The organism is Entomomonas moraniae, assembly GCF_003991975.1.
GTDB lineage: Bacteria > Pseudomonadota > Gammaproteobacteria > Pseudomonadales > Pseudomonadaceae > Entomomonas > Entomomonas moraniae.
On the sequence record NZ_CP029822.1, the window covers coordinates 1,308,259 to 1,335,015 of the forward strand.

The following is a 26,757-nucleotide window of genomic DNA, read 5'->3' on the forward strand; positions in this document are numbered from 1 at the left end:
ACGCTTCACAGCGATACTAGGAGCAAATAATGCGCCCTTTCGTTCTATCTCACGACAGTACTAGGGGCGACTTAACTTTATAAGCCTGCTCTTTCAAAAGCTAGCGGCTCTAACTCTCTCATTCTAGCCAGTGTAATTGGTCTGAAGTTTCTGTCTATTTGTAATTGTGCAAATCGCTCTGCACTCAAACCACCATCACGGAATAATTGACCTCTTACTGGTCCTAATGCTTGATCTTGAAATGTACTGCTCTGTCTCTGTAGCCATGAGTAATAGGTAAGATCGCCTGATACTTGCCCCGTTTCACTCGCTCTGGTTGTTCCTTGACTAAACAGCCTAGAGAGTCGAGTGACGGGAATAACGACACTCCTACAGTTGTAATGAAGAGGTGGCCTAGGACCTTCTCCCTGCCTAAAGATTTGACCATCTAACGCTGCACAAGTAGAGGTAGTTCTTCGATCAAGTGTAGATACCCACTGCACACCCTCTATAGCGGAATCATTAGCCTTATAAAGAGTTTCCTTTGCGACTGTAGCCGTATGACCAATTAACGTTCTAACAGTTGAATCAATGCTGTTACGGCTTACATTAAGTATGCCATCTGTATATTGATTGGCTTTAGTTCCTCTAATCGAGGTGATGATCTCAGCATTAGATTTGCCTTGAGCAACGCTTACTTTGATAGCATTAATTAACCGCTGAGATTCAATCGGTATGATATTAATTGCTTCATTAACAGTCTTACCAGCTATCGAGCCACTAACCTGTAAAGGAATGACGGCTAGAGAGGATATCAAGGTTGTTTTAGCGATGCTTTTAAACTTCTCGCCTAATGTCTTAGTAAGATTTTTTTGCTCAAATTCAGCTTCATAGAGAGCTATATCAGTAAGCTTATGACTAACTTTTTCTGCCATATCTTCTAGTATTGTTTGTATTTCCTTTTGGGCATTCTTTAAAAACTGTTGATATCGTTTTGGGGTCAGTTCTGTTAGCTCTTGCCTGGTTAGAAGCTCTCTAATGAGTTTGTCCAGTTGTCTGTAGTATCTTTGTAGGTCTTTTATCTCCCCGCTTTTAGTTGTTCTAGTAGGACAGCGTGACGAATGGCAGTATCTCTAAGTTGTTTCTGGCTCATCTAGCTGTAATCCTTCGTTGTCTTGTTGCTCAGCGATTAGCTTTTGTTCTTCTTCGTAGGTACGTTCTGTTATTTTTCCTGTACGGATGTAATCCCAGTAGGTTGTCATGCTGATTTTATTAGCCAGTGCTGCACTGAGAAGGCTTGTAAGAATTGAAGCATCTACACCCGCTGCTCTAAAGTCGATAGTAACGCTAAAGATGTCTTTTTCTGTTGCTACGTGGACAACTTCACAGATGTATTTGAGGGCTTGGTTGATTGCGCTGACTGCAACACTGACAACAGAGTGTAATGTAGCATATTGGTCATTTTGTCTGGCTTGTCGTGCTTCGCCCGATTCAACACCAATATCAATTACCCTTGCCCCTGACTCTAAAGCAGTATTTTTTAAGTCGCTCATGGCGATACGGTTGCGCTCAATACCATTACCTGATATTTCTAAATAGCCACAGTTGCCGCCCTGTGGTATTTTCCAGACCATATTGGCCCTGAATATTCTATTTTTTCTTCTGCACTTAAACCACTAACCCAAGGTTGAGGGTGACAGGTTAAATGAAGATCGTGGTAATAGTCGGCACTGATCTGGTACTGTTTTACTGCACACTTTGCCATAGTCCATAGGGGTATGGGGTCTATCTCTGGGCTGGTATCGGTTGAGCCAATAAAAACAAAGGGAATGTAATCTACTCCATTAAGAATATTTTCTTTTGTCTCTACCGGCTCACTTAATGTAGCATCTTTAAAGATTCTTACTCGATACTTGCCCTGCTCGTCCAGGTCTAATACTCGGTAAACCGTTTCTGTATCGTGGTCAAATTCATCATTCGTGTCTTTTAGCCACTGTTCAGCTAAAACAACCAAGGTTAAATCCTTACGTCCGTTGTTGTTGGTTGATTTCCAGTTGATGATAGAGAAGGCATCATAATAGGCTAAGTATGGCTTCCCTTCATGGTCAACATCAACAAGAAGCCCTTGTCTTCCGTAGCCTAATGAGTTTTCAACTACACGATTGAAGAGTTGTTTTAGTCCAAACCCATCCGCGGTTGCATTATTTTCTAGGTCTTTTAATTTAGTTGGTAGTTCAATACTGGCTTCTAATCGAGAAACAAGCCCCATCATTGAGCGTGAACCATCTGAGGTAAAAGATTGAAAGTCTGCTCTTGCTATGTAGGCTTTGTATATTTCAGGTAGGTTAACTGCTTTCTGTCCTGCTGTTTGTGGTAGGTACTTTTCCCGCTTTTCTTTGACGGTCTCTTCTAACACATCACGCATTAGCTCCCATTTAGGCAGCATCTTTACGTAATCAGGGTGTTTTGTTGATACAGGCATATTAGTATCCAAATCCAGGTATTGTTTGGGTTGTAAATTGACGTTTTACAATAGGGTATTGATAAGCAATGAAATAGCCTGCCGCATCTAGTACGTGATCTAATCCACCAGACTTGTCTGGCATGCCATTTTTATCGTAAGGCTGTTGCTCTAGTGCTTCTGTTAGTTCAGGGCAATTGTTGGTGTTTACTTTTAAATTTCTAACGCCTTCGCCATTCAATATCATGGCATTAAATGCGTTAATTCTATTCATAATGGCTGGGTTGGTGCTGTTTACCCTTACTGTTAATCCAGCCTGTCTTAAAATGCTTAAATCTGATTCACTGGCATTTTTACTGGATGAGTTAGCACCGCTCGCATCGGGATAAATAATGACTGAATGCCCGTTGTTTTTGTAAAGATCACATAACAGTTTAGCCATATCTGGCGTATCTCTCACCCCAGTATGCTCTTTCACCGCTATAGGATCATTGTCTTTTATAACATAAACAACCGCACTCATCTTTAAGCGGTTAAAGTCCATTCCCACATAAAGTGTATCGCCTTTAGTGATAATGGCATTGCTATGATTAAGTTTTCTATCAAAGCTCGGGTAAACATTGCCACTATTGAGATTGACAAACTCACCATCCAGATATGCTTTAATGAGTTGTGACGGATAGCTATCAAGCAGTGATTGTACATAGTCTTCTGGTAAGAATGGGTTACTTGCTGTTTTGGCTCTAACTAACTCGTAACCAGCTTTCTTATTCTTTACCCATGTATCGTAAGCAAATTTAAAGCCTTCTGGCGTGGTATAAGCCGATACTCGATTGAATGAGCCTTCTAATCGTGTACCAATGTCATCAACTAATGATTGCCTGTTACGTGCTATGATCTTTTGCCATACTGCATTGGCTTGATCTTTTTTAAGCGTGTCTATTTCGTCAACATGTGCCCTGTAGGATTCATACCCTACAATACGGACTGGGTTCTCTAGCGTCCTGAGTATAAAGTCCCCACATTGAGGATTACTTGTATAGATGATGTTTTCTGTTTTGTTGTATTTATAGCGTATCCCAAAATCTAACAGCTTTTCTTCCATTCTTGGGGCTAGAATTAACCGTATTAGATCATAAGTAGGTTCATAACACGCAATAATCGCCTGTGATGAGCTTAGCGCATCTCTTAATGCACAATTAGCAAGCGTTTCTGTCTTGCCACTTCCATAACCTCCTACGAACAAAGAGTATTTAGCCTGTAACTGAAAGAACTCCGCTTGTTCCTTCGTCATCTTTAGGTTTAATGTTCGCACCCACGACCTCTACTTGTATTTTTCCTATCGGTAACTCTTGTGGTTGCTCTTGTTTTTCATTAAATGCACTGATTGCTACATGCTTACCTAATAATTCAAGGTTCTTTAATTTATCGGGCCATTTGATTTTTTTAACAAGTGACTCAATATCACCACTCATTAGCTCTTGTACATCGATACCTGTTATTGATTGCCGCCATGCTTTAGGCCACTCTTGAATGGGTTTTAACTTACCGTCATCTTGGAGTATATCGGCAACATCCAATTGATCTATTTCAACCAGTCTATTTAGGACATAATCAGCATTTATCTTGGTTCTTTCTGTTCTTTTATCCATGGCTTTTTGTATTGCGTTTATAACTACGGTTTTACCAAGTAGTTCTGTTGCTATTTGATTCGCTGAAGCCTTTGAGTACCCTGCCCTTATAGCAGCTTGACTAGCATTTAAATCTATTAGGTATTCTTTTACGAATAGTTTTTGTTTGTTGGTTAGTTTTCTCATAATGGTTCCTATCGCCTAACGATAAGAAATATATTGTTGCTAATAAATATTTAAAACAAATGTTTTATATATTAAAATAAAACAAATGTTTAATTAAAAGGAGTTTGTCATGCGATATATTAGCTTATTTCTAATCATTCTTAGTTTTAATGTTTGCGCTCAAACACCTGACATAAATATTCCAGACTTGCATGCCATGAACATGGATTTATTAAAACTTGATGTCAAGATGGCTAAATTAAATACTAATTTAAATCAAATTGATTTTGGTGCTGGTGCACAAGGTTTAGCTGCGACAAGTCAATCATTAGGACAAGTACTATCTTCTATGTCAATGTCGAGTAATACAGGTCCTCGATTTAAACTGATTGAGCGAGCACAACCAGATGCAATCAACTATATTGTCAGTGATGGAAATATCCGTGGCGCTTACTTAGAGCAAGCACTAACCCTACTTAGAAAAGAACACTCTAATGCTTCAGATATGGAACTAGCTAAGGCTATTCTTGCTTATTGATTGCTTTGCCAACTCCTTAAACTGTCTATCTGATCAGCACATAAATTAAGTTGCTTGGTTATCTCTAGCGTACATTCGAATAGTTCGCCGTTTGTACTTGGTTTGCATTCTTGGATTGAGTATCTAGTGCACTGGGTTATTACTGGAGGCTTGATGTAAATCGTCTTAACTTCGGTTACTACTTGTTTGTTAGTACAGCCCATTAGGGAGTTTAATATCAGCCCAGTTATTAACAGGTGGATTAGTTTTTTTTGCATTCTTGAACTTCTCTAGTTCTTCCATAGCCTTTTTACTGGTTATAGTTCTTTGTTCTTCAAGCTGAGTTATGTAGCTTCTGTTTTGCTCTGCTTGCTTCTCTAGTAGATCAATAGAGCCTTTTAGGTTTAGGTTAGCTGTTATGGCTGTATTTAATTGACCATTAAGACTATCTATCTTATTTAAAGCCTCGTCTCTATCATTTCGTAAGAGTAGGCAGTAGATAATTAGTAAAGCGCATATAGCACCTAAGCCTATAGAAGCGTATTTAGTGATAGTATCCATATTATTTACGATCTTGCTAATTTGATAGCTTGCTCAATAACTTCTTTAGGGTAGTAGTTGGTGTACTCATTACCGTTCTCAACACCACAGATAGCCTTGATGATCCAGTACAATACTTCATCGGTTAGCTCTATCGGTTCGTCTGGCTGTACACCTAGCTTAGTACATACTCTCTGGATATAGCCTTGTGTGTTGTTTTCTTCGGGAGGCGCGTAGCGATGGATAATTGACTTAACTGTTTTTAGTCCATATTTGTCTCTATAGGTAAAAAGGACTTTTACAATAGCTCTAATACCATATACAGGATCAACGAACTGACAGAATGATTGGTCTGTCCTTTCTGGTTCAGGCACTAATCCTTGCCATTTACTACCCCAGCGTATATTGCCAGGGTTATTGTTTCTTATGCCTCTTGGTAAGCTCATAGCTCATCATCCTCATTTGTGTATCTGTTTTGATAGCTAGTACTTTGTTCTATTTTTTTATCAATTAATTTTCTTATAAAGTACTTAGCGGTTTCCAAACCAAATACGCCAATAAATCCAGAGGTAGCCAATGTCCATCCATAAGACAAACCAAACTCTCTACAGGTAACACCAACACTAAAGACAATAAGTGATCCAAAGATAGAATCGAATAACACTAATTTAAAACTTGGGTGCTTTTCGTCTCGATACATGCGGAATATGGTTAGTACGAAAACCATAGCTAAGGCTATTCCCTGTTCTCGTGCAATGTTGTAGAGGTTTATCCAAAAACCTATGTCTTTTTCTGGCATTTCATTTTATCTTGTTGATTTTCAGGCATAAAAAAACCGCCAATTAAGGCGGTTGTTAAAAAGAGATAGACTTATAAAGTCTGTCTGTCAGTGTAAAAATATCTAATTTTAATATGTCATATACGTAAATGATGTTATATCTGAAAAAGAATCATAACTTGCAGTTATAACTATTCGTTGTTGCTCAAAGTAGTAGTTAAGACTCTTTGAGTTTCCTACATCAAAACTGGTGAAAGTAAATTCTTTTAATTCATTCAATCGTTTTTCTAGCTTATCAAAACTTTCTTTACCTTTAATGGTCATTGTCATGCGGGTGCCTACAAGAGTGTGAACAATAGTCCCACCTATAACGTTTAAATCCCCTGTTTCTATACCAAATACAGATACTGGTGTGACTGTAAATTGATAGCCAAACTTATCATCCTTATCCTTTTTACCCTTAGGGGTAAGATGAGTTTTTACTTTGGTAAATGCTGGGTTATTTGCATAAGTCTCTAAAGTATCACTCTCATTAATAGAAAACTTAGGCTTCTCACCACATCCCACAAGCAAAACTGCTAAAACAATACCGATGATTATTTGCTTCATTCCCTTTTATCCTTAGATATACAAAAGTTTGAAGTATAGATTTATTTCAGGCATAAAAAAAGCCCCTGCGGATTAGGCTAGGGGCTGTGTTTTTGTTTAACTTTATTTAGGGTGCAAAAAATAATTATGGTAATTTTGCCTTTTTTCTCGCACATTGTCAATATTTAACTAAAAATAAATAAATTATTAGCATGAACATCTAACCTTTATTATTTTTAAGCAACTTTATCATAATCTAGCTTAATGATCTTTGATACGGGTTCTAGCGCTTTAGCGTCGATATAAGCGCATGAGTTTAGTAAGGCGTTATAAATAGCACCCCACTCTCTATCCCAGTTTCTATTGTCAATTTTAACGCCTCTCTCGTCGGCTAATAATTTACATTTATCAGCATGAGTTTTGAATGGTTTAGGATTACCCATAATCACATGGAAATATTCGGGGATAGCGCACAATGTTAATTCCTTGGATAGCTCCCACTTCTTATCCGTTAGTTTTTCAGCCTTGAAGTTATACCAGAAGTTATCAAATACAGCCTCTTGCGCACCTTCCAGGTCATCTATATTACGCATAGGCGAGTACATCCAATTACCAAAACCCTGGATATTTTCAGGTAGCATGGCAATAGCATTCTGTACTCTGCCTTTTAACCAGTTATCCATGCTCGCGGAGGTGCTATTATTCATAACGGTCTTTTGAATGGTAGTACCTAGCATCAAGAACTGATCTACTGTGTTTTCTTTACCTGTATAGTATGCATCATGCCATGCTTTGCGCGCTGTCGTGTATTTCATGTACTACCCCTTTACATCTAAATAATCTTGTATAACGTCTTTAGCTTCTTCAAATCCTTTACATACAACGGCTTTATATCCCTGCTTTTCTGCTCTCTCTATAAACTTCAATTGATCTTCTGATACTGTAGCCCCTGTTTTTCTTTTCATTTCGATAAATAAGCCATGGTATTTACAGCTAGGCTGCATGAGGAATAGATCAGATACACCGACAACTAACCCTTCTTTTTTCAACCTAGTCATTTGTTTAGCACGAGCGACCACCCCACCAGCTAGTACCGAACCGTTAGGGATACAGAATAGACAGTCAGCTATCGGCCTGTATTGAAGCCTGAACCATTTAATTAGATTGGACTGCTCTTGTGTTTCTAATGGTGCCTTACTTGCCATTCTGTTTTCCCCATTCTTTGCGCATATTTTCAATTAAGTAATCTGCTGCCTTTTGTCCTCGTTTCTTTCTTATTTCTTCCCTGAGCTGTTCTCTTTTAGAGCGTGTTGTGAAGCCCATACCTAACCAGTATCTAGCCTCGCATTCGGCTCTGTATTGTTCGCTTACTCTTTCCATGGGCTACCTGTCTCTAACCAGCGATCACCACACATGTGAGCTTCTTTATTATTTCTTTTTTTATTCTTAAAATTCATGATGCCCAGCTCATTAAAGGCTGAACCTATTGCTCTTTTTCTACTGCGAATAGGCTTTTGTGTTAGTTCTTCGTTTATTAATGAGTTCATCATCTCTATATCTCTTACAGCCATAGCTGGCATTATTAAAGCCATCAGTTTTGTATAATTATTCATACCTTAATAATCCCCTCTTTTCGCAATACAGATTGAGTTCTCATAACCCCTTCCAAGTGGCATAATCGAACAAATTCATTCTCTAAAATGCGTGTACGACGATCAATTTCATCGTGACAGTCGCTGCAAGCCCAAGCACCTTGTAAGTCATTAGGCTTTATTCCAGTTCCACATGTACCAGCCATTCGATAATGGGCCAATACTGTTGTTTCTGGGTTGTGGTTGCAGATACCGTCTAGTCTTACTTGGCATTCTCTGCCCTTGGCTAGTTTTCTAAGGTCTGTCATATAGCCTCCTGAGACATAGCCCCTGCCATTTCTTCTATTTTTTCAGGTGTTAGATCATGCCAATAGGTATTGATAAGGTACTGGCAAACGATCTGCCAAAATTGATAAAACTCTGCATCGTCCATACTATCGAAAGCGATTGATTGTGGGACATGTCTAGTTACTGTTCCAAGATCACCAAGATCAAATATTTCAGCATCACAAAATACTTGACCATCTTTTTGTATTTTTTTAATAACTTGGTGAGCTTCCATATTTTCAAAGCCGTCTATGTTTTGGCTGACTAGCGTACCTAATCGATGCACTAATCTATGAAAAGCGGCGTGCCTTGGTTTTTTAAGTTCTGCTCTTACCCTGTCGCCCTCTCTATAATTTCTTGCCTTTAATATCTCTCTATCTTCTTGAGAGTCAGCAATCAAGGCCATTACTTGTTGTTTGGTAACAGGGTCTATTAATGCCTTAAATTTTAGGTAAACAGGCTTTGTTTCCTTTTTACGTTTTGCTTTGAGGTCTATAACATTGTTTTCCATTATGCTCTAGCCTCCCTTCTTTCTATTCTTCTCTATGGCTTTCCCCCAAACCATCAAAACGGGCCACATAACTAGTAGAAGAATAAGAACAAAAATAGAAAGGAAAAATGACTTAAGCTCATTCTCGGCAATATCTGTGTTCGACTTAAACATACAAAACACCCATAAAATAAAACCAATAACCAAATATGTTAATATGTATCCATTCATGCTCTAGCCTCCTTTGTTCTGCTGGAGGTCCAGTCAAAAACTATGGCCTCTCCGCCTTCTCTGAGTCGGTCCACTACTCGATCACCTAAGTAATTTGGTAATTCAGAAGGCCCATGATTTGAGATGATGATGGTTGGTAGCATGTTTTCATAACGGTTATTGATGATGTCGAATAGGGCCGTTAGTTCAAATTCGCTAGACTTTTGCACGCCTATTTCATCAATGATTAATAAATCAGGGTCAGAGAAAACTTGAAAGGCTTCTGATTCGGTCATGTTTTTGTCTGAGTAGGTGGCTCTGATAAAACGTAAGATATTACCTACTGTCGAATAGAGGGCCGTTCTTCCCTGCTCTCTGATGATCTTGTTGGCTATGGCATTGGCTAGATGAGTTTTTCCCGTACCAACACCGCCTAAAAGTAATAATGACTTACCCGTCTCATAGTTTTCATTGAATTGGTCCGCATATCGTAAGCATTTTGCGAGGGCCCTTTTCTGACCTTCATTGTCGGCTAGGTAGTTTTCAAATCCTTTGTTTTGAAAGCGTGGCGGTATGCAGGCATTGCCTAGACGCTTTTCGATCGATACTCGTCTAGCTTCGATAGCCGCCCGTTCTTGTTCGGCTCTGTTTTCTGCATCGCGTTTTTCTTGTTGGCATTTTTCACAGGTGGACCAGACATCGCCTTGTCTTAAACACATCAGCATAGCTTGATATTCTCCATGCTTTTCACAGTTCCTAGTCTCGGTATCTAAAATCGTGAATAGTTTTCTCACTGTGTTCATCAGAATTTAACCTCACCGTTAGGGCCAACTTCAAAGTTAAAATTACTAACATTCGCCTGCATGGATGGTTTGCGGTCGGGGAACTGTCGAATATTATTCTTTGGGTTTGGGAATAAGCCCTGCCAACCGCAAGCAATTGATTTTTTGATAACGTCATCTGGATTAGGACAGTTAACCAGATCAACAGCCTGTTGTTTGCACATGGTTTCAGTTAATGGTTTCTTGATCTCAGACCTGTACTTAACCCACATGGACCATGTTTCTACAGATACGTTTTCAGGTTTAGCCAACAGTGGATTAAATTTTTTATTATTGGACTTGGTTTTTTTTGTATTATTTTTTTTAATATCTGTATCTGTATCTGTATCTGTATGGTTCAACGTTTGTTTAACGTCCGTTGAACGTTCGTTATTAGTATTAGCTGAACGCGCTTTAGCAGAACGCTTTCCAGCATTAGATGCTTTAATGGATTTTTCCCTTACCGCATCTAAATCATGTTCAATACGATTATGTTTCCACTCTATACAATCGTTATGCTGAATAATTACGAAGAATTCTTTCAGTTGTTCCGATACTTCTAACCATTCATTAATAGTTAGTCGAGCAACAGACGCTAAACGTTTGTTGAGCGTTTGTTCATCCTTTGCTTTGAAGGATTCTCCACGCTGCCAGTAATTAAACATTAATAGTAAGTAGGCCCCATTTTCCAAAGTGGTTAGATGGGCCGTGTCAGCTAAGTAATCTGCTGTATATAACTGAATGTATGGTAGTGCTGCCATTATGCAACCTCTCTTAATCTGTTAGCCCATAGCTCACTAATCCAGTTAAAGCCTTTAGGGGTGAATTTCATTTGTGTGTAAGCGTGTTCTGTGTCAGATACACCTGTCTTAACAACAAAGCGACCAGCATCAATATGTCTTTGGTAAGGGGTCATTGTTTTACCTGTGTAATAGATGATCCCGTTTTCAATCAGGAATAATTTAAGTTCAGGCTCTTTAGCATTTAGTAACTTAGCCACTTGTCTAAAGTTGTAATTGCCTTCTGCTTTTACGTAGTTGTCTACAAAGTCAACGGCTGGCTTTTGTTGTTCTATGATTAATTTTTGCTTATTATTTTCTTCCACTAAGTCAGCAGCTAAACGCAAAGCATCGGGTAAGGTTTGAGGAACATTTAAAAATATTCCATTTAACTTAGCTAAAACCATTCTTCTTACTTTTTTAGATTCGCGCATAGCTACCAGCATGCACATATCTTTAGTTAACTCAAAAACAACTGACTCCGTATTGTTCAAATTTTGTACTACAAAACTTTTGTAGTTAAAATCTGATAGCTCGTCAGCTACTCTTGCGTGAAAAACATTAGAGCGAATTGAGTTTTCGCCCTCTTGTTCTCTTACATTATTAATAACGTCTAGTAAGTCTCTACTTGACATTGTTACGTTTTCGTTTAATATTAATTTGTTCATTTAGTGAACCTCACTGTATTAATAATCTGTGATAAAAGCCGTAATTGCCGTACGGCTTTTTTATTGCCTGAAATTAATACTCGTCTGTTAAGTCATCCGCTGACTGCAAATGCTCTGTCCATTTCTTATTGCCATACATAAAATATTCGACGTCTGATTGTTTGAAGCAACGCATATCATCAGGAACGATCTTTAAATCTAAGATGGCTAATATTTCTGAAAGCTGTTGAAACTTTTCAGGCTTCATTCTGCTAATAGTCGATTCATCGCAACCTAATGCATGAGAAACAGCGGCATTTCCAACAGATGCAAGACGCTGCACGATCATTGAATAATTCTTGCGTGCTATTGCTTCTTGGTTATCTGATAATTTGCTCATCGTTAATTACTCAAGGATTTAATATGGTTTATGCTATTTGCGACGGGAAAGGTCGAACCTCAAAAGCCTTTAACTTCCCCTGTTCTTCAACAACATATATTTCTCTATTTTTTCTAATGGCTTTGGATACTGCACCCTGTGTTGTACCTAGTTTTTTAGCGGCCTCTCCTTGAGAGGTACCTTCAACATATTTTTTTAATGGGATTTTATTCATAAGAACTCCTACTTATATGTATTAATAATACCGTCGGTATTTATACATGTCAATACCGTCGGGATTTGATTTAAATTACCGCAGGGAATATATTTGCCAAATGGAAAAGACTGATAATAGAAAAAAACAACTTACCCCTGAGCTTCTAGAAGAAAGCAAGAAGCTTAAGAGTATTTTTGAGTCAAAAAAGAAGGATTTAAAAATAAGCCAAGGCTCAATAGCTGACTTTATGGGAATAAATCAAAGCTCAGTTAGTCATTACTTAAATGGACTAAATCCTTTAAATGCAAACGCCGCTGCTAAATTTGCAAAAATATTACAGGTAGATATAAATGAGTTTAGCCCTCGCCTAGCTAAAGAAGTAAATAATTTAGTTTCTATCACAGTAAACAACCAGCCAAACACGATCGAAATTTCTACCTATAACGAAAACGATCCAGTGGAAAATGACGAAGTTGTAATACCAATCTTTAAAGATGTTCAATTAAGCGCTGGGTGTGGACGAGTAGCAATATCAGAACTTCAAGCAAGCTCTACTATCAGATTTAAAAAGAACATTTTAATCAAACAAGGTGTAAGCTTTAATTATGCTATATGCGTTACTGTTTCAGGAAATAGCATGGAGCCATTTATACAAGATGGTGCACTTGTAGGAATAGATACAGCCAATACTAATATAGTAGACGGAAAAATATACGCTGTTGTGATTGAGAATGATCTAGCAAGGGTTAAGCAATTGTATAGACTACCCAATAACAGGGTTAGATTACGTTCATTCAATCGTGACGAGTACGAAGATGAGGATTACAGCCTAGAAGATATTAGGGTTGTAGGTAAAGTATTTTGGTCATCAGTGCTATGGGATTAGCAAAGGGTTTTGATGATAGGAGATTGTAAAGCGGTTTAAATCGCATCAGATATGCTGTAGATGCTAGATATTTTTATTAAAATGGTATGATCTATGGTTATGTTATTTATTAGCAAATACAAGAATATAAACTGTGGGAGAGCCTTATGATTAAGTTTCTCGGTAGCTCTAGCTATGTTGGGGCTAGCAAAGTATCCACTGTAACTGATGGCATGATGGCCTATACCCATATCGCACAATTAAATACAACTCTACACGAGCCAAGTTTTACCCAGTGTTATGTTAAGATCTACCAAGAAAATGATAGCAGAGATAGAGAAGATAAATCTATTTTAAACGAAATCGTTGGGTATATTATTGGTAAATCTCTAGGTCTTCCTGTTCCATCAGAAGCAGGCATAATAATGATAAAAGGCTCTCAACTATCCTCTCCTCCAGATTGGATAAATAAAGATGAAGAAATTATAGCTTGGTGGGTAAAAGATATGTACTCCCCATCCCTTAAGCAATATTATGATTATAGTAAGTTTGGGAATCACGACATTCTTCTAAATAAATTAGTAAAAGAATTGTTAGCCTCTGATTTAACTAGTCAAATTATTGCTTTTGATGACCTAATCGCAAATATCGATAGAAATCTAGGAAATATTTTAAAAACAAAAAATGGAAAATTTATTTTAATTGACCACGGCCTTTGTTTAACGCGCTCTGACTGGATAGCATCTGATTTAAAGCCAGAACTGACATATCCGAATAGAATACTTGAATTTATTTCCACCAATTTGAACTTACAAAAAAAACATAACATTATAGAGTCTAAAAGGCTATTGTTTAAACAAATAGAAACTGCTATAAATAATCTTAGAGAATTGCTGCAATGTTTCATTGAAGAAAATGATATTTATGCCATCGAAAATTTTATACGAAATCGTTACACCAGCGATCGCTTTGAGAAAAAAGTAGGAATACTTGTATGACTATTACTAATAGAATACATGAGTATACAAAATCATTAGGTATACAACATAGTAATAATATTGAAGGATCATGGTTCAATATTTTATTACGCCCTGATATATTTACTGTAGACCAGGTTAGTATTGGCGTTGGCTTTATAGATAAAAATAATACATTGCATGTTAAGGTAGCCAATGATCTCTCAAAGTTAAAATGTTTTTATGGAGATAATATTGATGTTAATGAGCTACAGTATCTAACAGAAATTATAGCTAATGAATATGATCGCATTAATTATAATTTAGCAGAAAAATCTATAATTAGCCCACAAATATCCTTTTCAGCACCTGCTTATGCCGCTGGAGATAGCGTCAACACAATATTAGAAAATTTTTATAATCGTACAATATACTTTACAGGAAAAAAGCAAAACACAATTAATAAAGAAAGGTTTCAAGGAATTAATAATACTCAACTTAGGGATGAGATTTATGAGTGGGTTATGACACAGGATAAATATCTTGCAAAACAGATATTTCCATCGGATATACATCATAAATTAGTATTCACAGATAGCAATGGATCTACTCAAGAAAATTTTGTGGAATTAGCTATAAACTCAATGAACATGTCTGGCTCTATAGTATCTGCATACTGCAAAAATCCAAATTCAGCAGAGCTAAGAATCTTAAAAGCCGCCATTGATATTAATACTACAAAAATTCATTATCCAAACAACAAATATGGTTTATTTATCTTAAGGGCAAACGAAGACAGCGGAATATCTAGGGATATTTTAAACCAACTAGATGATGTTATTGATGAAAACATATGGAAATTAGAAAACGCAGGAGTGCATATAGGCTCTGAAGAGTCTATTGCAGAATTAGGCCAAAATATCATCCATTGGGCTGCGTAATAGCCTCATCTTGATTTAAAAGCCCTCCCAAGGGCTTTTTTATTGCCTGCCATATCCCCCCCTTCCCACCTAAAATATTTTAAAAATAAATTCCTTTTTAGATCATGGGGATATTAAAAATAATACCGATCATAAAAATAATTAATACCGATGGTATTGACATATATAAATACCGGCGGTAGTATAAGCCCATCGAAACACAAAACAGGGTTATCAAAATGAACAATATCTACTTAGACAATACAGGATACGAAAACGCTACTCCTAAGTCTTGGGATAACGTTCAAACCTTGGAAGAAGTTAGGTTCAATTCTTTAAGCAAAGCCGATCAAGAGTTAGTTATACAAACAGCAGAAGATGCAGACTGGACAATTGACGAAGCCATATTTCAGCTTACAGAGATTGGCGAAATAAGCCCTTTAGTTTAGGAGTAACCAAGATGATTACTAAAGAAGAAAGAAACATCTTTATCACGCTTCATGACAGGCTTGAAGAGCTTGGACTTGAAAACAATCTTCAGTATGGGAGCTACGCTTGTGAGTTCCAATCAATAGTCAATATAAACGGTACGATTATTAGCTGTACCCTCGTTACCGTAACGGATGACTCAGACCATGAAAAGATTGAAAACTATCGGAAGATGTTAGTAAACGTCATCGAAACTCATTGTAAGGAAGCCGCCTAAATGAGAATCACACTAGACATTCTTTTTATATTAACTGCTGCTATAAAGGAGGCTTAGATGGGCGAAACAATATTAAACGTAACTTGCGGTGCTTTATTTAGTGCCATGGTTATCTGGTCAATTGTTAGTTGGGCAATGTAGGTTTTTTATGATAACTGAACAAGAGTGGGACTATATCAAAGAAGGCGATTCTATTTATTGGGCGCATCCTTTTGTTAATAAAGTACGTGAAATGAAAATAACCGCAATCAGGCAAACAGGTTTTGATTCTATTCTAATTGATACAGGCGTTAGTGATAAGAACACAAGAAAAGCATTTAGCTTTCTATTTTCAGATCCTGATTGTGCTAGAAAGTTTTTAGATGAACATATCAAGCTAATCGAAGAATCAAACAAGAGAGGTTAATCATGACGGATAAATACATAACATTAGTAATTAAAAATCCAACTCAAGACAGAATTAAAACATTTCGCTTATTTGAAGAAACAGAAGGAGTTGGTGAAATATCGGCATTATCCGTAGGACATTGCTTAGATATTCTAGAAGATTGCACCGCATTTATTGAAAAGTTATCAAATGGTGAAATTTCAAATTTTGATGTACAAGACGAAGCTCTAGAGATTAAGCAAAAAATAGATGCAAAACTTAAATATTAGTCATTTTCACCAAACGCATTAACCAGTGCGTTTGCTAAAGATGGTTAAAAGGTTAAGCGGCTATCTACCTTTAAATGATAGCTCACAGTGACAAGCAGAAAGCTTTGAGCTTCCCACTGGTTCGATGCAGAAGGTCGATAAGATAGGAATGATAACGGCAAAATGCGTGGTTATCAGTAGCTAAGACAAGGGACAAACTTAGCAAGTTACTTATGGTCTCTACGGTATAACGCCCACTCTTCTATTTGTTCTCCATTAGGTAGAGTACACATACCGTATTGACCATCAGTTGAATTTTTGATCTCTAATTTTCCGCCAATCTGCTCACAATATACAGATGCAGGATTAGCCATACCAACACTAGGATTTTTATCTTTCTTAGATTGATTGTCCATACTATTACACCCTACTAAAATTAATGTGGTGGCAAAAAGAAATACTATTTTTTTCATGATTTTCTCAGTAAATGTTAATAAGCACGCACAGATTTTATCTATTTAAAAAAAGTTAGCAAGTTAATTTCAGATTAAAAAGGGCTAAGCCATTTCCTAGCAATTGCAGAGGAGAAAGAATATGTAACAGGTAACGCCTTCGAGCGAGAAAATAAAATTCGAGATTACTAATTAAAAGCAGGGTTTAACCGCCCTGCTCTAGTAGACAGAGAAAAGATGTAACTCATTGAATATGAAGTGATAGAGAAATAGTAATAGAACAAATAAAACCAATATATTTATAAATGCTACTTGCGAGTCTTTTTTTAATATAGCTTTCACAGCCATACGAGAGAATAAGGAAATCACCCAAAAATATATAACAGAAATAGCGACGGCTAAAAATACAACAATACTTTCCATGATGGCTACTAAGTGTGTTTTAACCGATTTTACCTATTCAAAACAACTTTGCAAGTTAATTAACAAAACAATCCTATACAGGGTGGTTTTATTAGTTAATTGAGTGAGGCAATCTATATGACAAAGACCGCAACTAAAGAGCCATAGAAAAAAGCCCACGTAAAAGGATAAATACTAGCCTGATAATAAAGCTATCTGCAAAGACAACATTACATATAACAAATAGTATTAGAAATATTATGCCATTTGCTTGTTTATTTTTAAAAAAACAAACTATGGATATGATCAATAAAACTAAACTAATTACACAAAAAATAGCAATAATCACAAAAAACATCCATTTTAACTTTCAACCAATTCTACCTATAAGAAAGCAATTTAGCCAGATCAACCTGTATCTTCTGACTTAAGCATACGCTGGTTAGATTGCTTTCTTATGGGGTAATTAAAAGAGAGAGGTAAAGAATGTCTGAACCAATAGTAAGGACAATAGTAATTGAAGAAAAGAAAGGTAGTTTATCTGTTAGATTTACACCAAATCCTAGAGAGTTCCCAATAAAAACAAGAGCAGATGCTATTCACTCAGCAGTTTATGACATGCTTTTAAATGACTTAAAAGAATATTCAGATAGCGAAAATATAGAGCTTACTCTTGAAACAGATTAGAGGTAAAAAGAATGTCACAGAACAACCAAGCAAAAATACATTTTAAGAAAGCTTTTAATTCGCCTTACTTGAGCAGCGCTGATATTGAAGAGCCTATTGAGGTAACTGTATCACAAGCAGTAATAGAGGGCGATAAAACAAAACGAAGTAAAGATTTGTTCAATACAATTTATTTTGTTGAAAAAGAGATCAGACAAGGTGAGGCATTAAAACCTATGATCTTAAACGTCACTAACTGCAAAACGATGAAGAAGATCACTGGATCTGGTTATATTAATGACTGGGAAGGCGCAAGAATAAGAATATATGTTGATCCTAATGTGCGTAATCGTGGTGAGATGGTCGAAGGACTAAGGATTATGAAGCCGTTTGCATCTAATAAGCCTGCTATTACTCCTCAAAATGAAAAGATGTGGACAAGAGCGAAAGAGGCTTATGTGCGGGATGGTAATTTAGATAAGGTTTTAGAAAGAGCTACCCTATCACAAGAGCATATCAACCAGCTAATAAATGAGTGCAATAATGATATGGCACAACATCCAACAGAATAGCGAAGAAAGGGAGCAGTTAAGGCTTGGCAAGGTCACTGCTTCTAACTTTGGAACAATCATGGCTAATGACAGCGGCGCGTTTGGTGAGACGGCTAAACGTTACGCTTTACAGTTGGCCCTGGAGATTATCAACAATCAAAAGGCAGAGTATAGCTTCACTAATCAACACATGGAGCGAGGTCACGAACAAGAGCCAATCGCCAGGATGTTATACGAGAATGAGTATTTTATTGATGTGACTAACGGCGGTTTTTTCGATTGCGGTGATTATGGCGATTCACCAGATGGACTAGTTAATGATGACGGGGTTATCGAGATTAAGTCAGTTATCGCTTCCACCCATTACGCGACCTTAAAGCGTAAATCATTCGATCCTAGTTATAGATGGCAGCTAATAGGTCATTTAGATTGCACAGGACGCGACTGGGTAGACTTTATAAGTTACTGCTCAGACTTTCCAGAGCATAAGCAATTAATCGTTTACAGGCTGAATAGATCAGAATGCGAACAAGATATAGAAAGATTAGTCAATAGGCGCAAGATGTTTATTGAGTTGGTTAAAAATACAGTTAAAGAGGTTAAACATGGCTGAGAAAGGTGTTAATAAAGTTATTCTAATAGGAAATTGTGGAGACGAACCATCTATTAGATACATGCCTGACGGAACGGCAGTGGCTACTGTTTCACTAGCCACATCGGAAACTTGGAAAGATAAGAACACAGGACAACCACAAGAGCGTACAGAGTGGCATCGTTGTACATGTTTTGGAAAATTAGCAGAAATCATAGGGCAATATGTTCATAAAGGCTCAAAACTTTATATTGAAGGTAAGCTTAGAACTAGAAAATGGACAGACCAACAAGGCGTTGATCGTTATACAACAGAGGTTGCTATAGAGAAAATGCAGATGTTAGACAGCCGTCAAGATCAACCTCAACAGAATCAACAAGTGCCAAGCTTTGATGACTTTGATGATCCTCATTTTTAGTAAACATCACTCAATCAATGGAGTTTAAACTACTTCAGTATTAGAATATCGTACATCTAATATGGAGTGATGAAAATATAAAAGCTTTGTGTATGTCTATAAGGAGCAAAATGAAAAAGCGTTCATTAATTACAACCTGTTTACTCTTGTTAAATATACTCCTTTCATTTACAAGTATTGTTAATGCAGAACAAACGACAACTAAAAAAACGCCTGTTAAACAAGAAAGAAGAACTTTTTCTTCCCCGATACTACAAGATGTCTATGATCATGGCTATCCTGGGGAAAGGGGTTATGGGGATAGCATTAATGTCACAGAGATCGTTGAAAAATATATTCCGATAGGAACAAGTTTTGATGACACGAAGTCTATTTTAGATAAAAATGGACTATCTATGCTGAAAACGCTGGATGTTGTTCCGGCCGGTGTTGAAGGTTTAACTGACAGAGATTATCGTGTGAAATATCTTTTTGAAGGAGCTAATTTGTTTTCAGGTAAGTGGTCTACAATATATATGATTATAGGATTACATTTTTCAGATCAAAATAAATTAATAAGAATGCGCGCAACTACTTTCTATGATGGTATGTAATTTAAATTTATTAATAAAAATTGGCTAGTATAAATAGAATAAACGCCAAATCAATAATCTAAGCAAGCCCTACCAGTTAGGGCTTTTTAATGAGCTGAATATTTTAGTAAATATAAAAAAAATACTAGAGGTAATAGCACCAATGAGAGGAGAAGATGCAAATAAAATCACATAAAATTTTACTTGTTCAAAGCCATGAATAGAGCTACCAGGGCTATCAATATTTGATATAGAGTAAAATGATATTGCACCAATCATAATTATTGCCCCTAATATAAACAGAACAACTTTTATAGGACCAGGTTTTATTACTTTACCTACTATTATAATCAGTATTACGGCTATAACTGATGAAACAATGAGGGCTATAAAAAATATCGCAAGCAAAATTAATCCCATAATAAATCCTTATAAAGAGCACATTACAAATTACTGAGAACATTCTAATGTAATGTCAGCTTATTAACCAATCTCACAACTAGCTAGCCTTATCAAAGCCTAGCCTAATTTAACCATAAACTACTAACAGACTTATCTACAGTTATTGTGGATAAAGTGAGGTGTTGTCATGCCTATTAAATCAATTTCATTTAATGAAGAAATGCTTAAGCTGCTTAACGAGGATTTGAAAAGAGGTGATGTATGAGGGTAACTCTCAAAGAATGGAATAAAAAATATTTTGCGAGGCCAAGATCGACTCGGCAGTTATCGCGTTATATCCAAGACGGTAAAATATACCCTGCTCCCGTAAAAATCGGACGAGAGTACGAAGTAGATAGTGAAGCAATTCTATTAAATAAAGAAGCTATAAATAACCCTAACACATTAATGAGGCGGATAAATGAGCAGAAAGAGAGGAGCAAAAACAAAAGATTTACCGCCTAATTTATACCTAAGAAAAGGGATTTACTACTACAGAGATATAAGAGATAAAAAAGAATATTCGTTAGGCAAGAATAAATCTTTAGCAGTGACCGAAGCAATACAAGCCAATCTAGCTATATTAAAACCCACCATTTCTTTATTAGACCGTATTAACAATATCCAAGTTGTTACTCTTCATGAGTGGCTAGACAGGTATCATGAAATAGTTAATAAGCGAGGCTTAAGAAAAAATAGTTTGAGAGATTATAAAACTAAAATCTCAATCCTTAAAGCTAATCTAGCTGATAGCAATATCAATGAGCTGACAGCAAAGGAAATAGCAAGCTTTATAAATAACTATCGTAGTCCATCAATGGCTAAATTGCTTCGCACTACTCTATCAGATGCCTTTAATGAGGCAATCGCCGCTGGATTAGCAAACAATAATCCTGTCACAATAACAAAACCACCAAAAACAAAAGTAATGCGCTCAAGACTAGAGTTAGATCAATTTAAAACCGCCCTTGAAAATGCTCCAAAAAAATATGGTTATATGTTCATGCTATCCCTTTTAACTGGACAAAGAATAGGAGATATAACACTCCTTAAATGGGAGGATATAAAAGAGGATAGGCTTTATATAGAACAATCTAAAACAGGGGCAAGAATAGCCATACCTCTATCATTAAGACTAGAAGCTATCAATATTGATCTTAGAAGTATTTTAGAATTACTTAAAAATGATTCTGAGTTAATTTGTAATACATCTCAAGCTACCTTGAGAAGAATATTTGATAAATCGTTACCAGTAATAGAAAACAAACCAACTTACCATGAAATAAGAAGTTTATCAGCAAGGCTATACGAAAGTGAGAAAGGGGCAGAATTTGCTAAAAAACTACTAGGACATAAATCTATGCTGATGACTGATAAGTACCTGGATAATCGCAATAATTCTTTTGTGCAGTTATGAGCTTATAATGAGTTATTATGAACTTCAATACATAACCTATTGATTTTAAGAAGCTTATTAGCCAAGGTATATTTCTAACCAAAATATCCATAAAGCGATTAGAAATATAAGTAGATTTTTATCTGTATAATGAAATGTTAAAAGCTATTAACTCACTGACACATACATGGGGTAAAGTACTCTTTCCTCGCATTTAATGCGTCTCACTAATACATCACAAACATCATTAAACTCTGAGGGAAATTCTTCTTGTAAATTGGCCTCTTTCTCTAACGTTTTATACTTTGATAAAAAGTTAACAACTGCCGTGCTGATACCACTCATTTCTTTTTGAAGCTCACGCATCATCTTCAAATTTACTGGGTCATCTGCTAATGATCGTTGTAAATAGATATAGAGATCTATATTCTCTATCAGTAGGTGAGCATATATTTTTTCACGAAAAATTTGTAGCTCTTTTGTAACAGTGCTCCAATTTTTATTATCTACGGCCTTTTGGATTCGGCTGACAATATTAAAAAGAATTTGATGGTCATCTTTCAAAGTAGCAACTAGCTCTGGTTTGTAGCTTCCAGCACCACCAACTTGTTTATTAGGCGTAGGAGAATTGGTTGGAGTTGGGTTCTCTTGAGTGTTACGTTTAAGTAGTGAGAAAAATCGTTGTAAAATCATTGTATCTTCGTATTGCAAATAAATTATCTATAGTGATTAATATTAAATACTAATCATCTGGGTTTCATCTTGTATGTCAGTTACGTATAACGACTAATTACAAGTAACTAATCGTTATTCTGTGCTTATAAGACAAGTTTACGGTTTGAAGCTTTAATAAACTCTTTCTTTAAATCTTCATAGGTATGTACGGCAGGATATTGAGGAAACTCTTTTATTACATGCGCAGGTGCATGAAAGAGTATACCTGCATGAGCTTCTTCAAGCATTGCGGTATCATTATAGGAGTCACCCGTTGCAATACAGCGATAATAGAGACTTTTAAACGCAATGATTGATTGACGTTTAGGATCTTTTTGTCGAATTTGGTAATCCACTACGCAATCTTGATCATCGATCACTAAATTATGGCACAATAATGTAGGAGAACCCAACTGGCGCACTAAAGGACGAGCAAATTGATAAAACGTATCGGAAAGAATAACCACTTGGAAACGCTCACGCAACCAATCAACAAACTCAATAGCACCATCTAAAGGTTTTAAGGTTGCAATAACTTCCTGAATATCTTTAAGCTTTAAGCCATGTTCATCTAAAATACGTAAACGCTGTTTCATTAAAACATCATAATCTGGAATATCTCGAGTTGTAGCTTTTAACTCCTTAATCCCCGTTTTCTCTGCAAAGGCAACCCAAATTTCAGGGATTAATACACCCTCAAGATCTAAGCAAGCAATTTCCACTGTTATTTCCTCAATAAAAATTAATAATATTTACCACATCAAATCGTCTGGAACAGCATAATCCTTATAAGGATCATCTTCATCCGCTTCTTTTTTCTGTTCGTTTAATACAACAATGCGCTGTTCGTTGCGTTCTTTTATTTTCAGCGCCACATCACGGGGAACAACTTCATAATACCCTTCAAAACTGACAATCGCTAAACTGCCCTTTACTAATTTATCACGAATCACTTCATTAACAGCGATTCGTTTTACTTTTTTATGGTCAACAAAATTATAATAATCTTCTGTATCAAGACGAGGTAACCGCGCATTAACAATAAGCTGCTTTATTTCTGCTGCAATTGCTTTACGACGTTTCTTTTCTTCTTGCTGCTGGTTTAGTTCTTGATCTTTTACTTGCTTTTGAAGAAGGGTCTCTTTAATCGCTTGTTGCTGTGAAGTATCTTTATCCAGCAAGCCTTTATTCTGCAATTTTGTTTCTTTTTGCTTTTGCTTTGCAGCCTGTTTGACTTGCTTTTCATTGACCAAACCAGCTTTCAGTAACTGATCGCGCAGTGACATACTCATAAAAACAAACTCTTTAGTGTAGGTTACGTTAAATAATAAAAGGCTACTATTCTACTGTAGCTTATTCAAAAACAAAATATTTACTGTTCATCTCTTAAAAAAACGAGTTTTTGATCACTTGAATGCTTTTCTGAAAAATAATACCCTTCACAATCAAATGCTTTGACTTGATCTATCGTTTTTAATTGGTTTTTGATCACATAGCGCGCCATCATACCCCGCGCCTTTTTTGCATAAAAACTTATAATTTTATATTGTCCTGATTTAAAATCTTTAAAATCAACATCAATAATATCAGCGTCTAATAAATTAGGCTTAACTGATTTAAAATACTCATTAGAGGCTAAATTAAGTAATACCTTATCGCCCTGCTCGGCAATTGCCTTGTTGAGCCATTGCGTAATTTCATTCCCCCAAAACTCATAAAGATTCTTACCTTTACTATTCGCGAACTTAGTGCCCATTTCTAATCGATAGGGTTGCATCAAATCTAATGGTCGTAATATGCCATAAAGCCCAGACAAAATACGTAAATGTTGTTGCGCAAAAGCAAAGTCTTTCTGTGTAAAATCCTCAACGGCTAACCCTGTATAAACATCACCTTTAAAAGCTAAAATGGCTTGTCGTGCATTATCTTGGTTAAAATTAGGTGTCCACTCAGCAAAACGAGCGACATTCAGCGCCGCTAACTTATCTGAAATGCTCATTAAGCTAGCCACTTCTTGTACAGAAAGTTTTTTAAGTTGCTTAATTAACTGTTCTGAATGCTTTGTATAAGCAGGTTCAGTATACTCTTTAACATCAACAACACTCGTATAGTCCAATGTTTTAGCTGGAGAAATGACCATCAACATAAATCTAAATACTCCCATGATTTTGGTATTTATAACCAATCATAAATTAATACTGGTGCAACAATAAAATATTGTCAATGATTATGCAGTCCACAACAATCACAATCAACCGATTTCTCGTTAAAATATTGTCTTATTTTAATATTAAGTCATTAGCTAACAAACATAATTAAGTAATGTATCCAGCATAAAATAATAGTATTTACTATACTAAAGCCAACCATAAAAATAGATATACTTATTTATAGACCTATAAAAATAAGGAAACACATATATTTTTTATAAAACCAACTAAGGTCTTACTTTCATTCGTATAGATTGCCTATACAATAGCAGTCAGTCTTAAACAACTATTAAGGCTGTTTTTTAGTAATCAAGGAGATAAGGTAATGAAAAAATTACTTTTAATTATGACTGTAGGACTATTGTCAACTCAAGTTTCAGCAAACAATGTAGATAATAATAGCAATGCAAGATATGGCTATAATCCAATCAAAATTGTTTTAGTTGGTGAAGCAGAAACTGCCTATGGATTGAAGATCTGTACTTATCAAAAACTTAAATTCAATTATGTTTTAGCACAATTTAGCAAGGTTGTTCCTAAGAGAATTTCTTGCCCTGTGATTGGTCCTCAATACTAGTGGTAATAGAAAGGCTGTATATATACAGCCTTTTTTATAACTCTCCTCTCTACAAGTATCTTTTTAACCTGATTTCTATTGCTTAATCAAACTATAAACCTGCTCAATATTTACATATTGTCTAAGATGATCAGCTAACTTATCGTATTGTTGTTCTTTGAAGGCTGCATAATCAAAAGTAGTTTCAGTCAACTTACTTGCATAGGGTTTTAATAGATAATCTATCACCTCTGCATTATCTAAAATACCATGAATATAAGTACCAAAGCAGTTATCACTGGCTTTATAGCCATCTTTTGTACCTGTTTGTAAGTAGTTAATTGGCGACTCTTGGTACCCCTCAACAGGCGTTGTTACTCCCATATGAATTTCATAGCCGTCACACCATGAACTGCCGTCTAAGAATTTAAACTTAACTTGACGCGTGACCTTCTCGCCTAGCATTTGAGTAGAAACTGGTAATAATCCTAACCCTGGTAAACGCTCAATAGAACCTTCTACATGATCAGGATCACAAATCTCTTGCCCCATCATTTGATAACCACCACAAATGCCCACCACGGTAGCACCACTTCGATGCGCGGATAGAATACTTTGCGCCACACCATTACGACGCAATTCATAGAGATCGTCTAAAGTGCTTTTACTACCAGGGATTAAGATAATATCTGCTTGAGCGATTTCATCCACATTGCTGCTGTAATATAGATGAACCCGTGGGTCTTGCTCCAAGCGATTAAAATCGGTGAAGTTTGATAGGTGCCTTAATAACACGACTACTACATTAACTTTACCATGGCTTGCTTGAATTTGCTTGGTATGCAGTGCTACAGAATCCTCTTCTTCAATATGAATATCCTTATAATAAGGAACCACCCCCACAACAGGAATACCGCATAAGTCTTCGAGCATTTTAATACCCGGTTCAAAAAGCCTGATATCACCACGAAATTTATTAATTAAAATACCCTTAACATAAGGTCGCTCTTCTTCTGTTAAGAGCATAATAGAACCATAAACACTGGCAAATACACCACCGCGATCAATATCAGCAACCAAGATAACCGATGCATTAGCATGCATTGCCATAGGCATATTGACTAGATCAACTGCACGTAAATTGATCTCTGAAATACTCCCTGCACCTTCCATTACAACGGGGTTATAACGGCTAGCTAAGCGATCAAACGCGCTATTTACTTCCTTTCTTAATACTTCCCTGCCCTCTGTTCTAAAATATTGGTAGGCATTTTGATTGCCAATGGGTTTGCCATTTAATACTACTTGGCAAGTATGATCTGATGAGGGTTTTAAAAGTAATGGATTCATATCCGTATGGCAAGCAACACCAGCCGCCTCTGCCTGCACTGCTTGTGCTCGACCTATTTCTAAACCTTCTTGTGTTGCATAAGAATTATTAGCCATATTTTGTGCTTTAAATGGCGCAGGGTGATAACCATCTTGTTTAAAGATACGACAAAACCCAGCGGTAATAATGCTTTTGCCGACATCGCTACCAGTTCCCATAAACATCAAAGGTGAAAGTTTTTGCATCACTGTTG

At 36.4% G+C, this 26,757-nt stretch carries 45 protein-coding genes; 16 read left to right on the forward strand and 29 right to left on the reverse strand.

Annotated features, from left to right (window positions below):
• Positions 1 to 77: 77 nt before the first annotated feature.
• The 5 genes from DM558_RS06190 to DM558_RS06210 form a co-directional block, all read right to left on the reverse strand.
• A complete protein-coding gene (locus DM558_RS06190; RefSeq protein ID WP_127162730.1) occupies positions 78 to 914 on the reverse strand; it encodes a minor capsid protein in 837 nt (278 codons plus the stop codon).
• 198 nt (positions 915 to 1,112) lie between these two features.
• Positions 1,113 to 1,613, reverse strand: coding sequence for a DUF4055 domain-containing protein (locus tag DM558_RS15910; protein WP_127162732.1), 501 nt, complete (start codon positions 1,611 to 1,613; stop codon positions 1,113 to 1,115).
• Entirely contained in the window at positions 1,571 to 2,461 is an 891-nt protein-coding gene (locus tag DM558_RS15915) for a DUF4055 domain-containing protein (protein ID WP_127162733.1), read from the reverse strand. Before DM558_RS15915 ends, DM558_RS15910 begins: the two co-directional genes overlap by 43 nt.
• Position 2,462: 1 nt before the next feature.
• Positions 2,463 to 3,755 (reverse strand): terminase large subunit domain-containing protein, encoded by a 1,293-nt coding sequence (locus DM558_RS06205; RefSeq protein WP_164731299.1) that lies wholly within the window; start codon positions 3,753 to 3,755, stop codon positions 2,463 to 2,465.
• Positions 3,694 to 4,257 (reverse strand): terminase small subunit, encoded by a 564-nt coding sequence (locus tag DM558_RS06210; RefSeq protein ID WP_127162737.1) that lies wholly within the window; start codon positions 4,255 to 4,257, stop codon positions 3,694 to 3,696. Before DM558_RS06210 ends, DM558_RS06205 begins: the two co-directional genes overlap by 62 nt.
• Before the next feature lie 109 nt (positions 4,258 to 4,366).
• Here DM558_RS06210 and DM558_RS06215 point away from each other — a divergent pair, with 109 nt between their 5' ends.
• Entirely contained in the window at positions 4,367 to 4,774 is a 408-nt protein-coding gene (locus tag DM558_RS06215) for a DUF2388 domain-containing protein (RefSeq protein ID WP_228411832.1), read from the forward strand.
• On the opposite strand, the gene lysC is transcribed toward DM558_RS06215, so the two are convergent.
• The 17 genes from lysC to DM558_RS06290 all read right to left on the reverse strand — a co-directional run bounded on the left by lysC (position 4,768) and on the right by DM558_RS06290 (position 12,139).
• The gene (lysC, locus tag DM558_RS16015) at positions 4,768 to 5,031 is read right to left on the reverse strand and encodes an Rz1-like lysis system protein LysC (protein ID WP_407644298.1); all 264 of its coding nucleotides are present in this window, start codon (positions 5,029 to 5,031) and stop codon (positions 4,768 to 4,770) included. The genes DM558_RS06215 and lysC overlap by 7 nt on opposite strands.
• Positions 4,964 to 5,314 (reverse strand): hypothetical protein, encoded by a 351-nt coding sequence (locus tag DM558_RS06220; RefSeq protein ID WP_127162739.1) that lies wholly within the window; start codon positions 5,312 to 5,314, stop codon positions 4,964 to 4,966. Before DM558_RS06220 ends, lysC begins: the two co-directional genes overlap by 68 nt.
• A gap of 5 nt (positions 5,315 to 5,319) precedes the next feature.
• Entirely contained in the window at positions 5,320 to 5,739 is a 420-nt protein-coding gene (locus DM558_RS06225; protein ID WP_127162741.1) for a structural protein, read from the reverse strand.
• A complete protein-coding gene (locus DM558_RS06230) occupies positions 5,736 to 6,092 on the reverse strand; it encodes a phage holin family protein (protein ID WP_127162743.1) in 357 nt (118 codons plus the stop codon). The genes DM558_RS06225 and DM558_RS06230 overlap by 4 nt, the downstream gene beginning before the upstream one ends.
• Positions 6,093 to 6,200: 108 nt before the next feature.
• The gene (locus DM558_RS06235) at positions 6,201 to 6,680 is read right to left on the reverse strand and encodes a hypothetical protein (protein ID WP_127162745.1); all 480 of its coding nucleotides are present in this window, start codon (positions 6,678 to 6,680) and stop codon (positions 6,201 to 6,203) included.
• 215 nt (positions 6,681 to 6,895) lie between these two features.
• Positions 6,896 to 7,474, reverse strand: a complete 579-nt coding sequence (locus tag DM558_RS06240) for a hypothetical protein (RefSeq protein WP_127162746.1) — start codon at positions 7,472 to 7,474, stop codon at positions 6,896 to 6,898.
• A 3-nt stretch (positions 7,475 to 7,477) separates the two neighbouring features.
• Positions 7,478 to 7,864, reverse strand: coding sequence for a VRR-NUC domain-containing protein (locus DM558_RS06245; RefSeq protein ID WP_127162747.1), 387 nt, complete (start codon positions 7,862 to 7,864; stop codon positions 7,478 to 7,480).
• Complete coding sequence (locus tag DM558_RS06250; RefSeq protein ID WP_127162749.1) at positions 7,854 to 8,039, reverse strand: DUF7696 family protein; 186 nt, start codon at positions 8,037 to 8,039, stop codon at positions 7,854 to 7,856. Before DM558_RS06250 ends, DM558_RS06245 begins: the two co-directional genes overlap by 11 nt.
• Positions 8,027 to 8,272: a hypothetical protein gene (locus tag DM558_RS06255; RefSeq protein WP_127162751.1), complete on the reverse strand. Its 246-nt coding sequence runs from the start codon at positions 8,270 to 8,272 to the stop codon at positions 8,027 to 8,029. The genes DM558_RS06250 and DM558_RS06255 overlap by 13 nt, the downstream gene beginning before the upstream one ends.
• Complete coding sequence (locus DM558_RS06260; protein ID WP_127162753.1) at positions 8,269 to 8,559, reverse strand: DUF1364 domain-containing protein; 291 nt, start codon at positions 8,557 to 8,559, stop codon at positions 8,269 to 8,271. Before DM558_RS06260 ends, DM558_RS06255 begins: the two co-directional genes overlap by 4 nt.
• A complete protein-coding gene (locus tag DM558_RS06265; RefSeq protein ID WP_127162755.1) occupies positions 8,556 to 9,089 on the reverse strand; it encodes a hypothetical protein in 534 nt (177 codons plus the stop codon). Before DM558_RS06265 ends, DM558_RS06260 begins: the two co-directional genes overlap by 4 nt.
• Positions 9,090 to 9,095: 6 nt before the next feature.
• Positions 9,096 to 9,242: a hypothetical protein gene (locus DM558_RS15630; RefSeq protein ID WP_164731311.1), complete on the reverse strand. Its 147-nt coding sequence runs from the start codon at positions 9,240 to 9,242 to the stop codon at positions 9,096 to 9,098.
• Positions 9,243 to 9,295: 53 nt separating this feature from the next.
• Positions 9,296 to 10,081: an ATP-binding protein gene (locus DM558_RS06270; protein ID WP_127162756.1), complete on the reverse strand. Its 786-nt coding sequence runs from the start codon at positions 10,079 to 10,081 to the stop codon at positions 9,296 to 9,298.
• The gene (locus DM558_RS15795; RefSeq protein WP_228411833.1) at positions 10,081 to 10,860 is read right to left on the reverse strand and encodes a YdaU family protein; all 780 of its coding nucleotides are present in this window, start codon (positions 10,858 to 10,860) and stop codon (positions 10,081 to 10,083) included. Before DM558_RS15795 ends, DM558_RS06270 begins: the two co-directional genes overlap by 1 nt.
• Positions 10,860 to 11,546 (reverse strand): phage antirepressor KilAC domain-containing protein, encoded by a 687-nt coding sequence (locus DM558_RS06280; protein WP_127162758.1) that lies wholly within the window; start codon positions 11,544 to 11,546, stop codon positions 10,860 to 10,862. The genes DM558_RS15795 and DM558_RS06280 overlap by 1 nt, the downstream gene beginning before the upstream one ends.
• 73 nt (positions 11,547 to 11,619) lie before the next feature.
• Entirely contained in the window at positions 11,620 to 11,925 is a 306-nt protein-coding gene (locus tag DM558_RS06285; protein WP_127162760.1) for a CII family transcriptional regulator, read from the reverse strand.
• Positions 11,926 to 11,953: 28 nt separating this feature from the next.
• Positions 11,954 to 12,139, reverse strand: a complete 186-nt coding sequence (locus DM558_RS06290) for a Cro/CI family transcriptional regulator (RefSeq protein WP_127162762.1) — start codon at positions 12,137 to 12,139, stop codon at positions 11,954 to 11,956.
• A 100-nt stretch (positions 12,140 to 12,239) separates the two neighbouring features.
• On the opposite strand from DM558_RS06290, the gene DM558_RS06295 reads away from it, so the two are divergent.
• From DM558_RS06295 to DM558_RS06325, 7 genes are all read left to right on the forward strand, one after another.
• Complete coding sequence (locus DM558_RS06295) at positions 12,240 to 13,007, forward strand: LexA family transcriptional regulator (protein ID WP_127162764.1); 768 nt, start codon at positions 12,240 to 12,242, stop codon at positions 13,005 to 13,007.
• Positions 13,008 to 13,153: 146 nt separating this feature from the next.
• A complete protein-coding gene (locus DM558_RS06300; protein ID WP_109703077.1) occupies positions 13,154 to 13,984 on the forward strand; it encodes a hypothetical protein in 831 nt (276 codons plus the stop codon).
• The gene (locus DM558_RS06305) at positions 13,981 to 14,883 is read left to right on the forward strand and encodes a hypothetical protein (protein WP_127162766.1); all 903 of its coding nucleotides are present in this window, start codon (positions 13,981 to 13,983) and stop codon (positions 14,881 to 14,883) included. The genes DM558_RS06300 and DM558_RS06305 overlap by 4 nt, the downstream gene beginning before the upstream one ends.
• Before the next feature lie 218 nt (positions 14,884 to 15,101).
• The gene (locus tag DM558_RS06310; protein WP_127162768.1) at positions 15,102 to 15,311 is read left to right on the forward strand and encodes a hypothetical protein; all 210 of its coding nucleotides are present in this window, start codon (positions 15,102 to 15,104) and stop codon (positions 15,309 to 15,311) included.
• Between the two features lie 11 nt (positions 15,312 to 15,322).
• Positions 15,323 to 15,568, forward strand: coding sequence for a hypothetical protein (locus tag DM558_RS06315; protein ID WP_127162770.1), 246 nt, complete (start codon positions 15,323 to 15,325; stop codon positions 15,566 to 15,568).
• Between the two features lie 148 nt (positions 15,569 to 15,716).
• The gene (locus DM558_RS06320) at positions 15,717 to 15,974 is read left to right on the forward strand and encodes a hypothetical protein (RefSeq protein WP_127162772.1); all 258 of its coding nucleotides are present in this window, start codon (positions 15,717 to 15,719) and stop codon (positions 15,972 to 15,974) included.
• A 2-nt stretch (positions 15,975 to 15,976) separates the two neighbouring features.
• Positions 15,977 to 16,225, forward strand: coding sequence for a hypothetical protein (locus tag DM558_RS06325; RefSeq protein WP_127162774.1), 249 nt, complete (start codon positions 15,977 to 15,979; stop codon positions 16,223 to 16,225).
• A gap of 206 nt (positions 16,226 to 16,431) precedes the next feature.
• Here the strand turns inward: DM558_RS06325 and DM558_RS06330 are convergent, their stop codons facing one another.
• Entirely contained in the window at positions 16,432 to 16,620 is a 189-nt protein-coding gene (locus DM558_RS06330; RefSeq protein ID WP_228411807.1) for a putative hemolysin, read from the reverse strand.
• Positions 16,621 to 17,544: 924 nt separating this feature from the next.
• On the opposite strand from DM558_RS06330, the gene DM558_RS06335 reads away from it, so the two are divergent.
• The 5 genes from DM558_RS06335 to DM558_RS06355 all read left to right on the forward strand — a co-directional run bounded on the left by DM558_RS06335 (position 17,545) and on the right by DM558_RS06355 (position 19,878).
• On the forward strand, positions 17,545 to 17,745 hold the full coding sequence (locus DM558_RS06335; protein ID WP_127162776.1) for a hypothetical protein: 201 nt from the start codon (positions 17,545 to 17,547) through the stop codon (positions 17,743 to 17,745).
• Between the two features lie 11 nt (positions 17,746 to 17,756).
• Positions 17,757 to 18,296 carry a hypothetical protein gene (locus DM558_RS06340; RefSeq protein ID WP_127162778.1) on the forward strand — a complete coding sequence of 180 codons (540 nt, stop codon included), beginning with the start codon at positions 17,757 to 17,759 and terminating at the stop codon, positions 18,294 to 18,296.
• On the forward strand, positions 18,268 to 18,888 hold the full coding sequence (locus DM558_RS06345) for a lambda exonuclease family protein (RefSeq protein ID WP_127162780.1): 621 nt from the start codon (positions 18,268 to 18,270) through the stop codon (positions 18,886 to 18,888). Before DM558_RS06340 ends, DM558_RS06345 begins: the two co-directional genes overlap by 29 nt.
• Complete coding sequence (ssb, locus tag DM558_RS06350) at positions 18,881 to 19,285, forward strand: single-stranded DNA-binding protein (RefSeq protein WP_127162782.1); 405 nt, start codon at positions 18,881 to 18,883, stop codon at positions 19,283 to 19,285. Before DM558_RS06345 ends, ssb begins: the two co-directional genes overlap by 8 nt.
• 110 nt (positions 19,286 to 19,395) lie before the next feature.
• A complete protein-coding gene (locus DM558_RS06355; RefSeq protein ID WP_127162784.1) occupies positions 19,396 to 19,878 on the forward strand; it encodes a hypothetical protein in 483 nt (160 codons plus the stop codon).
• A gap of 69 nt (positions 19,879 to 19,947) precedes the next feature.
• On the opposite strand, the gene DM558_RS06360 is transcribed toward DM558_RS06355, so the two are convergent.
• The gene (locus tag DM558_RS06360; protein ID WP_127162786.1) at positions 19,948 to 20,277 is read right to left on the reverse strand and encodes a hypothetical protein; all 330 of its coding nucleotides are present in this window, start codon (positions 20,275 to 20,277) and stop codon (positions 19,948 to 19,950) included.
• Positions 20,278 to 20,520: 243 nt separating this feature from the next.
• On the opposite strand from DM558_RS06360, the gene DM558_RS16020 reads away from it, so the two are divergent.
• Complete coding sequence (locus DM558_RS16020; RefSeq protein ID WP_127162788.1) at positions 20,521 to 20,763, forward strand: excisionase; 243 nt, start codon at positions 20,521 to 20,523, stop codon at positions 20,761 to 20,763.
• Positions 20,720 to 21,715 carry a tyrosine-type recombinase/integrase gene (locus DM558_RS06370; RefSeq protein WP_127162790.1) on the forward strand — a complete coding sequence of 332 codons (996 nt, stop codon included), beginning with the start codon at positions 20,720 to 20,722 and terminating at the stop codon, positions 21,713 to 21,715. The genes DM558_RS16020 and DM558_RS06370 overlap by 44 nt, the downstream gene beginning before the upstream one ends.
• Positions 21,716 to 21,862: 147 nt before the next feature.
• Here DM558_RS06370 and DM558_RS06375 read toward each other — a convergent pair whose 3' ends face one another.
• From DM558_RS06375 to yaaA, 4 genes are all read right to left on the reverse strand, one after another.
• Positions 21,863 to 22,387, reverse strand: coding sequence for a hemerythrin domain-containing protein (locus DM558_RS06375; protein ID WP_127162792.1), 525 nt, complete (start codon positions 22,385 to 22,387; stop codon positions 21,863 to 21,865).
• Positions 22,388 to 22,512: 125 nt separating this feature from the next.
• Entirely contained in the window at positions 22,513 to 23,130 is a 618-nt protein-coding gene (thrH, locus tag DM558_RS06380; protein WP_127162794.1) for a bifunctional phosphoserine phosphatase/homoserine phosphotransferase ThrH, read from the reverse strand.
• Between the two features lie 30 nt (positions 23,131 to 23,160).
• Positions 23,161 to 23,700, reverse strand: coding sequence for a DUF2058 domain-containing protein (locus tag DM558_RS06385; RefSeq protein ID WP_109702984.1), 540 nt, complete (start codon positions 23,698 to 23,700; stop codon positions 23,161 to 23,163).
• An 80-nt stretch (positions 23,701 to 23,780) separates the two neighbouring features.
• Positions 23,781 to 24,554, reverse strand: a complete 774-nt coding sequence (gene yaaA / locus DM558_RS06390) for a peroxide stress protein YaaA (RefSeq protein ID WP_127162795.1) — start codon at positions 24,552 to 24,554, stop codon at positions 23,781 to 23,783.
• A gap of 389 nt (positions 24,555 to 24,943) precedes the next feature.
• On the opposite strand from yaaA, the gene DM558_RS06395 reads away from it, so the two are divergent.
• Complete coding sequence (locus tag DM558_RS06395; RefSeq protein WP_109702986.1) at positions 24,944 to 25,195, forward strand: hypothetical protein; 252 nt, start codon at positions 24,944 to 24,946, stop codon at positions 25,193 to 25,195.
• 75 nt (positions 25,196 to 25,270) lie between these two features.
• Here DM558_RS06395 and DM558_RS06400 read toward each other — a convergent pair whose 3' ends face one another.
• A complete protein-coding gene (locus DM558_RS06400) occupies positions 25,271 to 26,749 on the reverse strand; it encodes a cobyric acid synthase (protein ID WP_164731336.1) in 1,479 nt (492 codons plus the stop codon).
• Positions 26,750 to 26,757 lie beyond the last annotated feature (8 nt).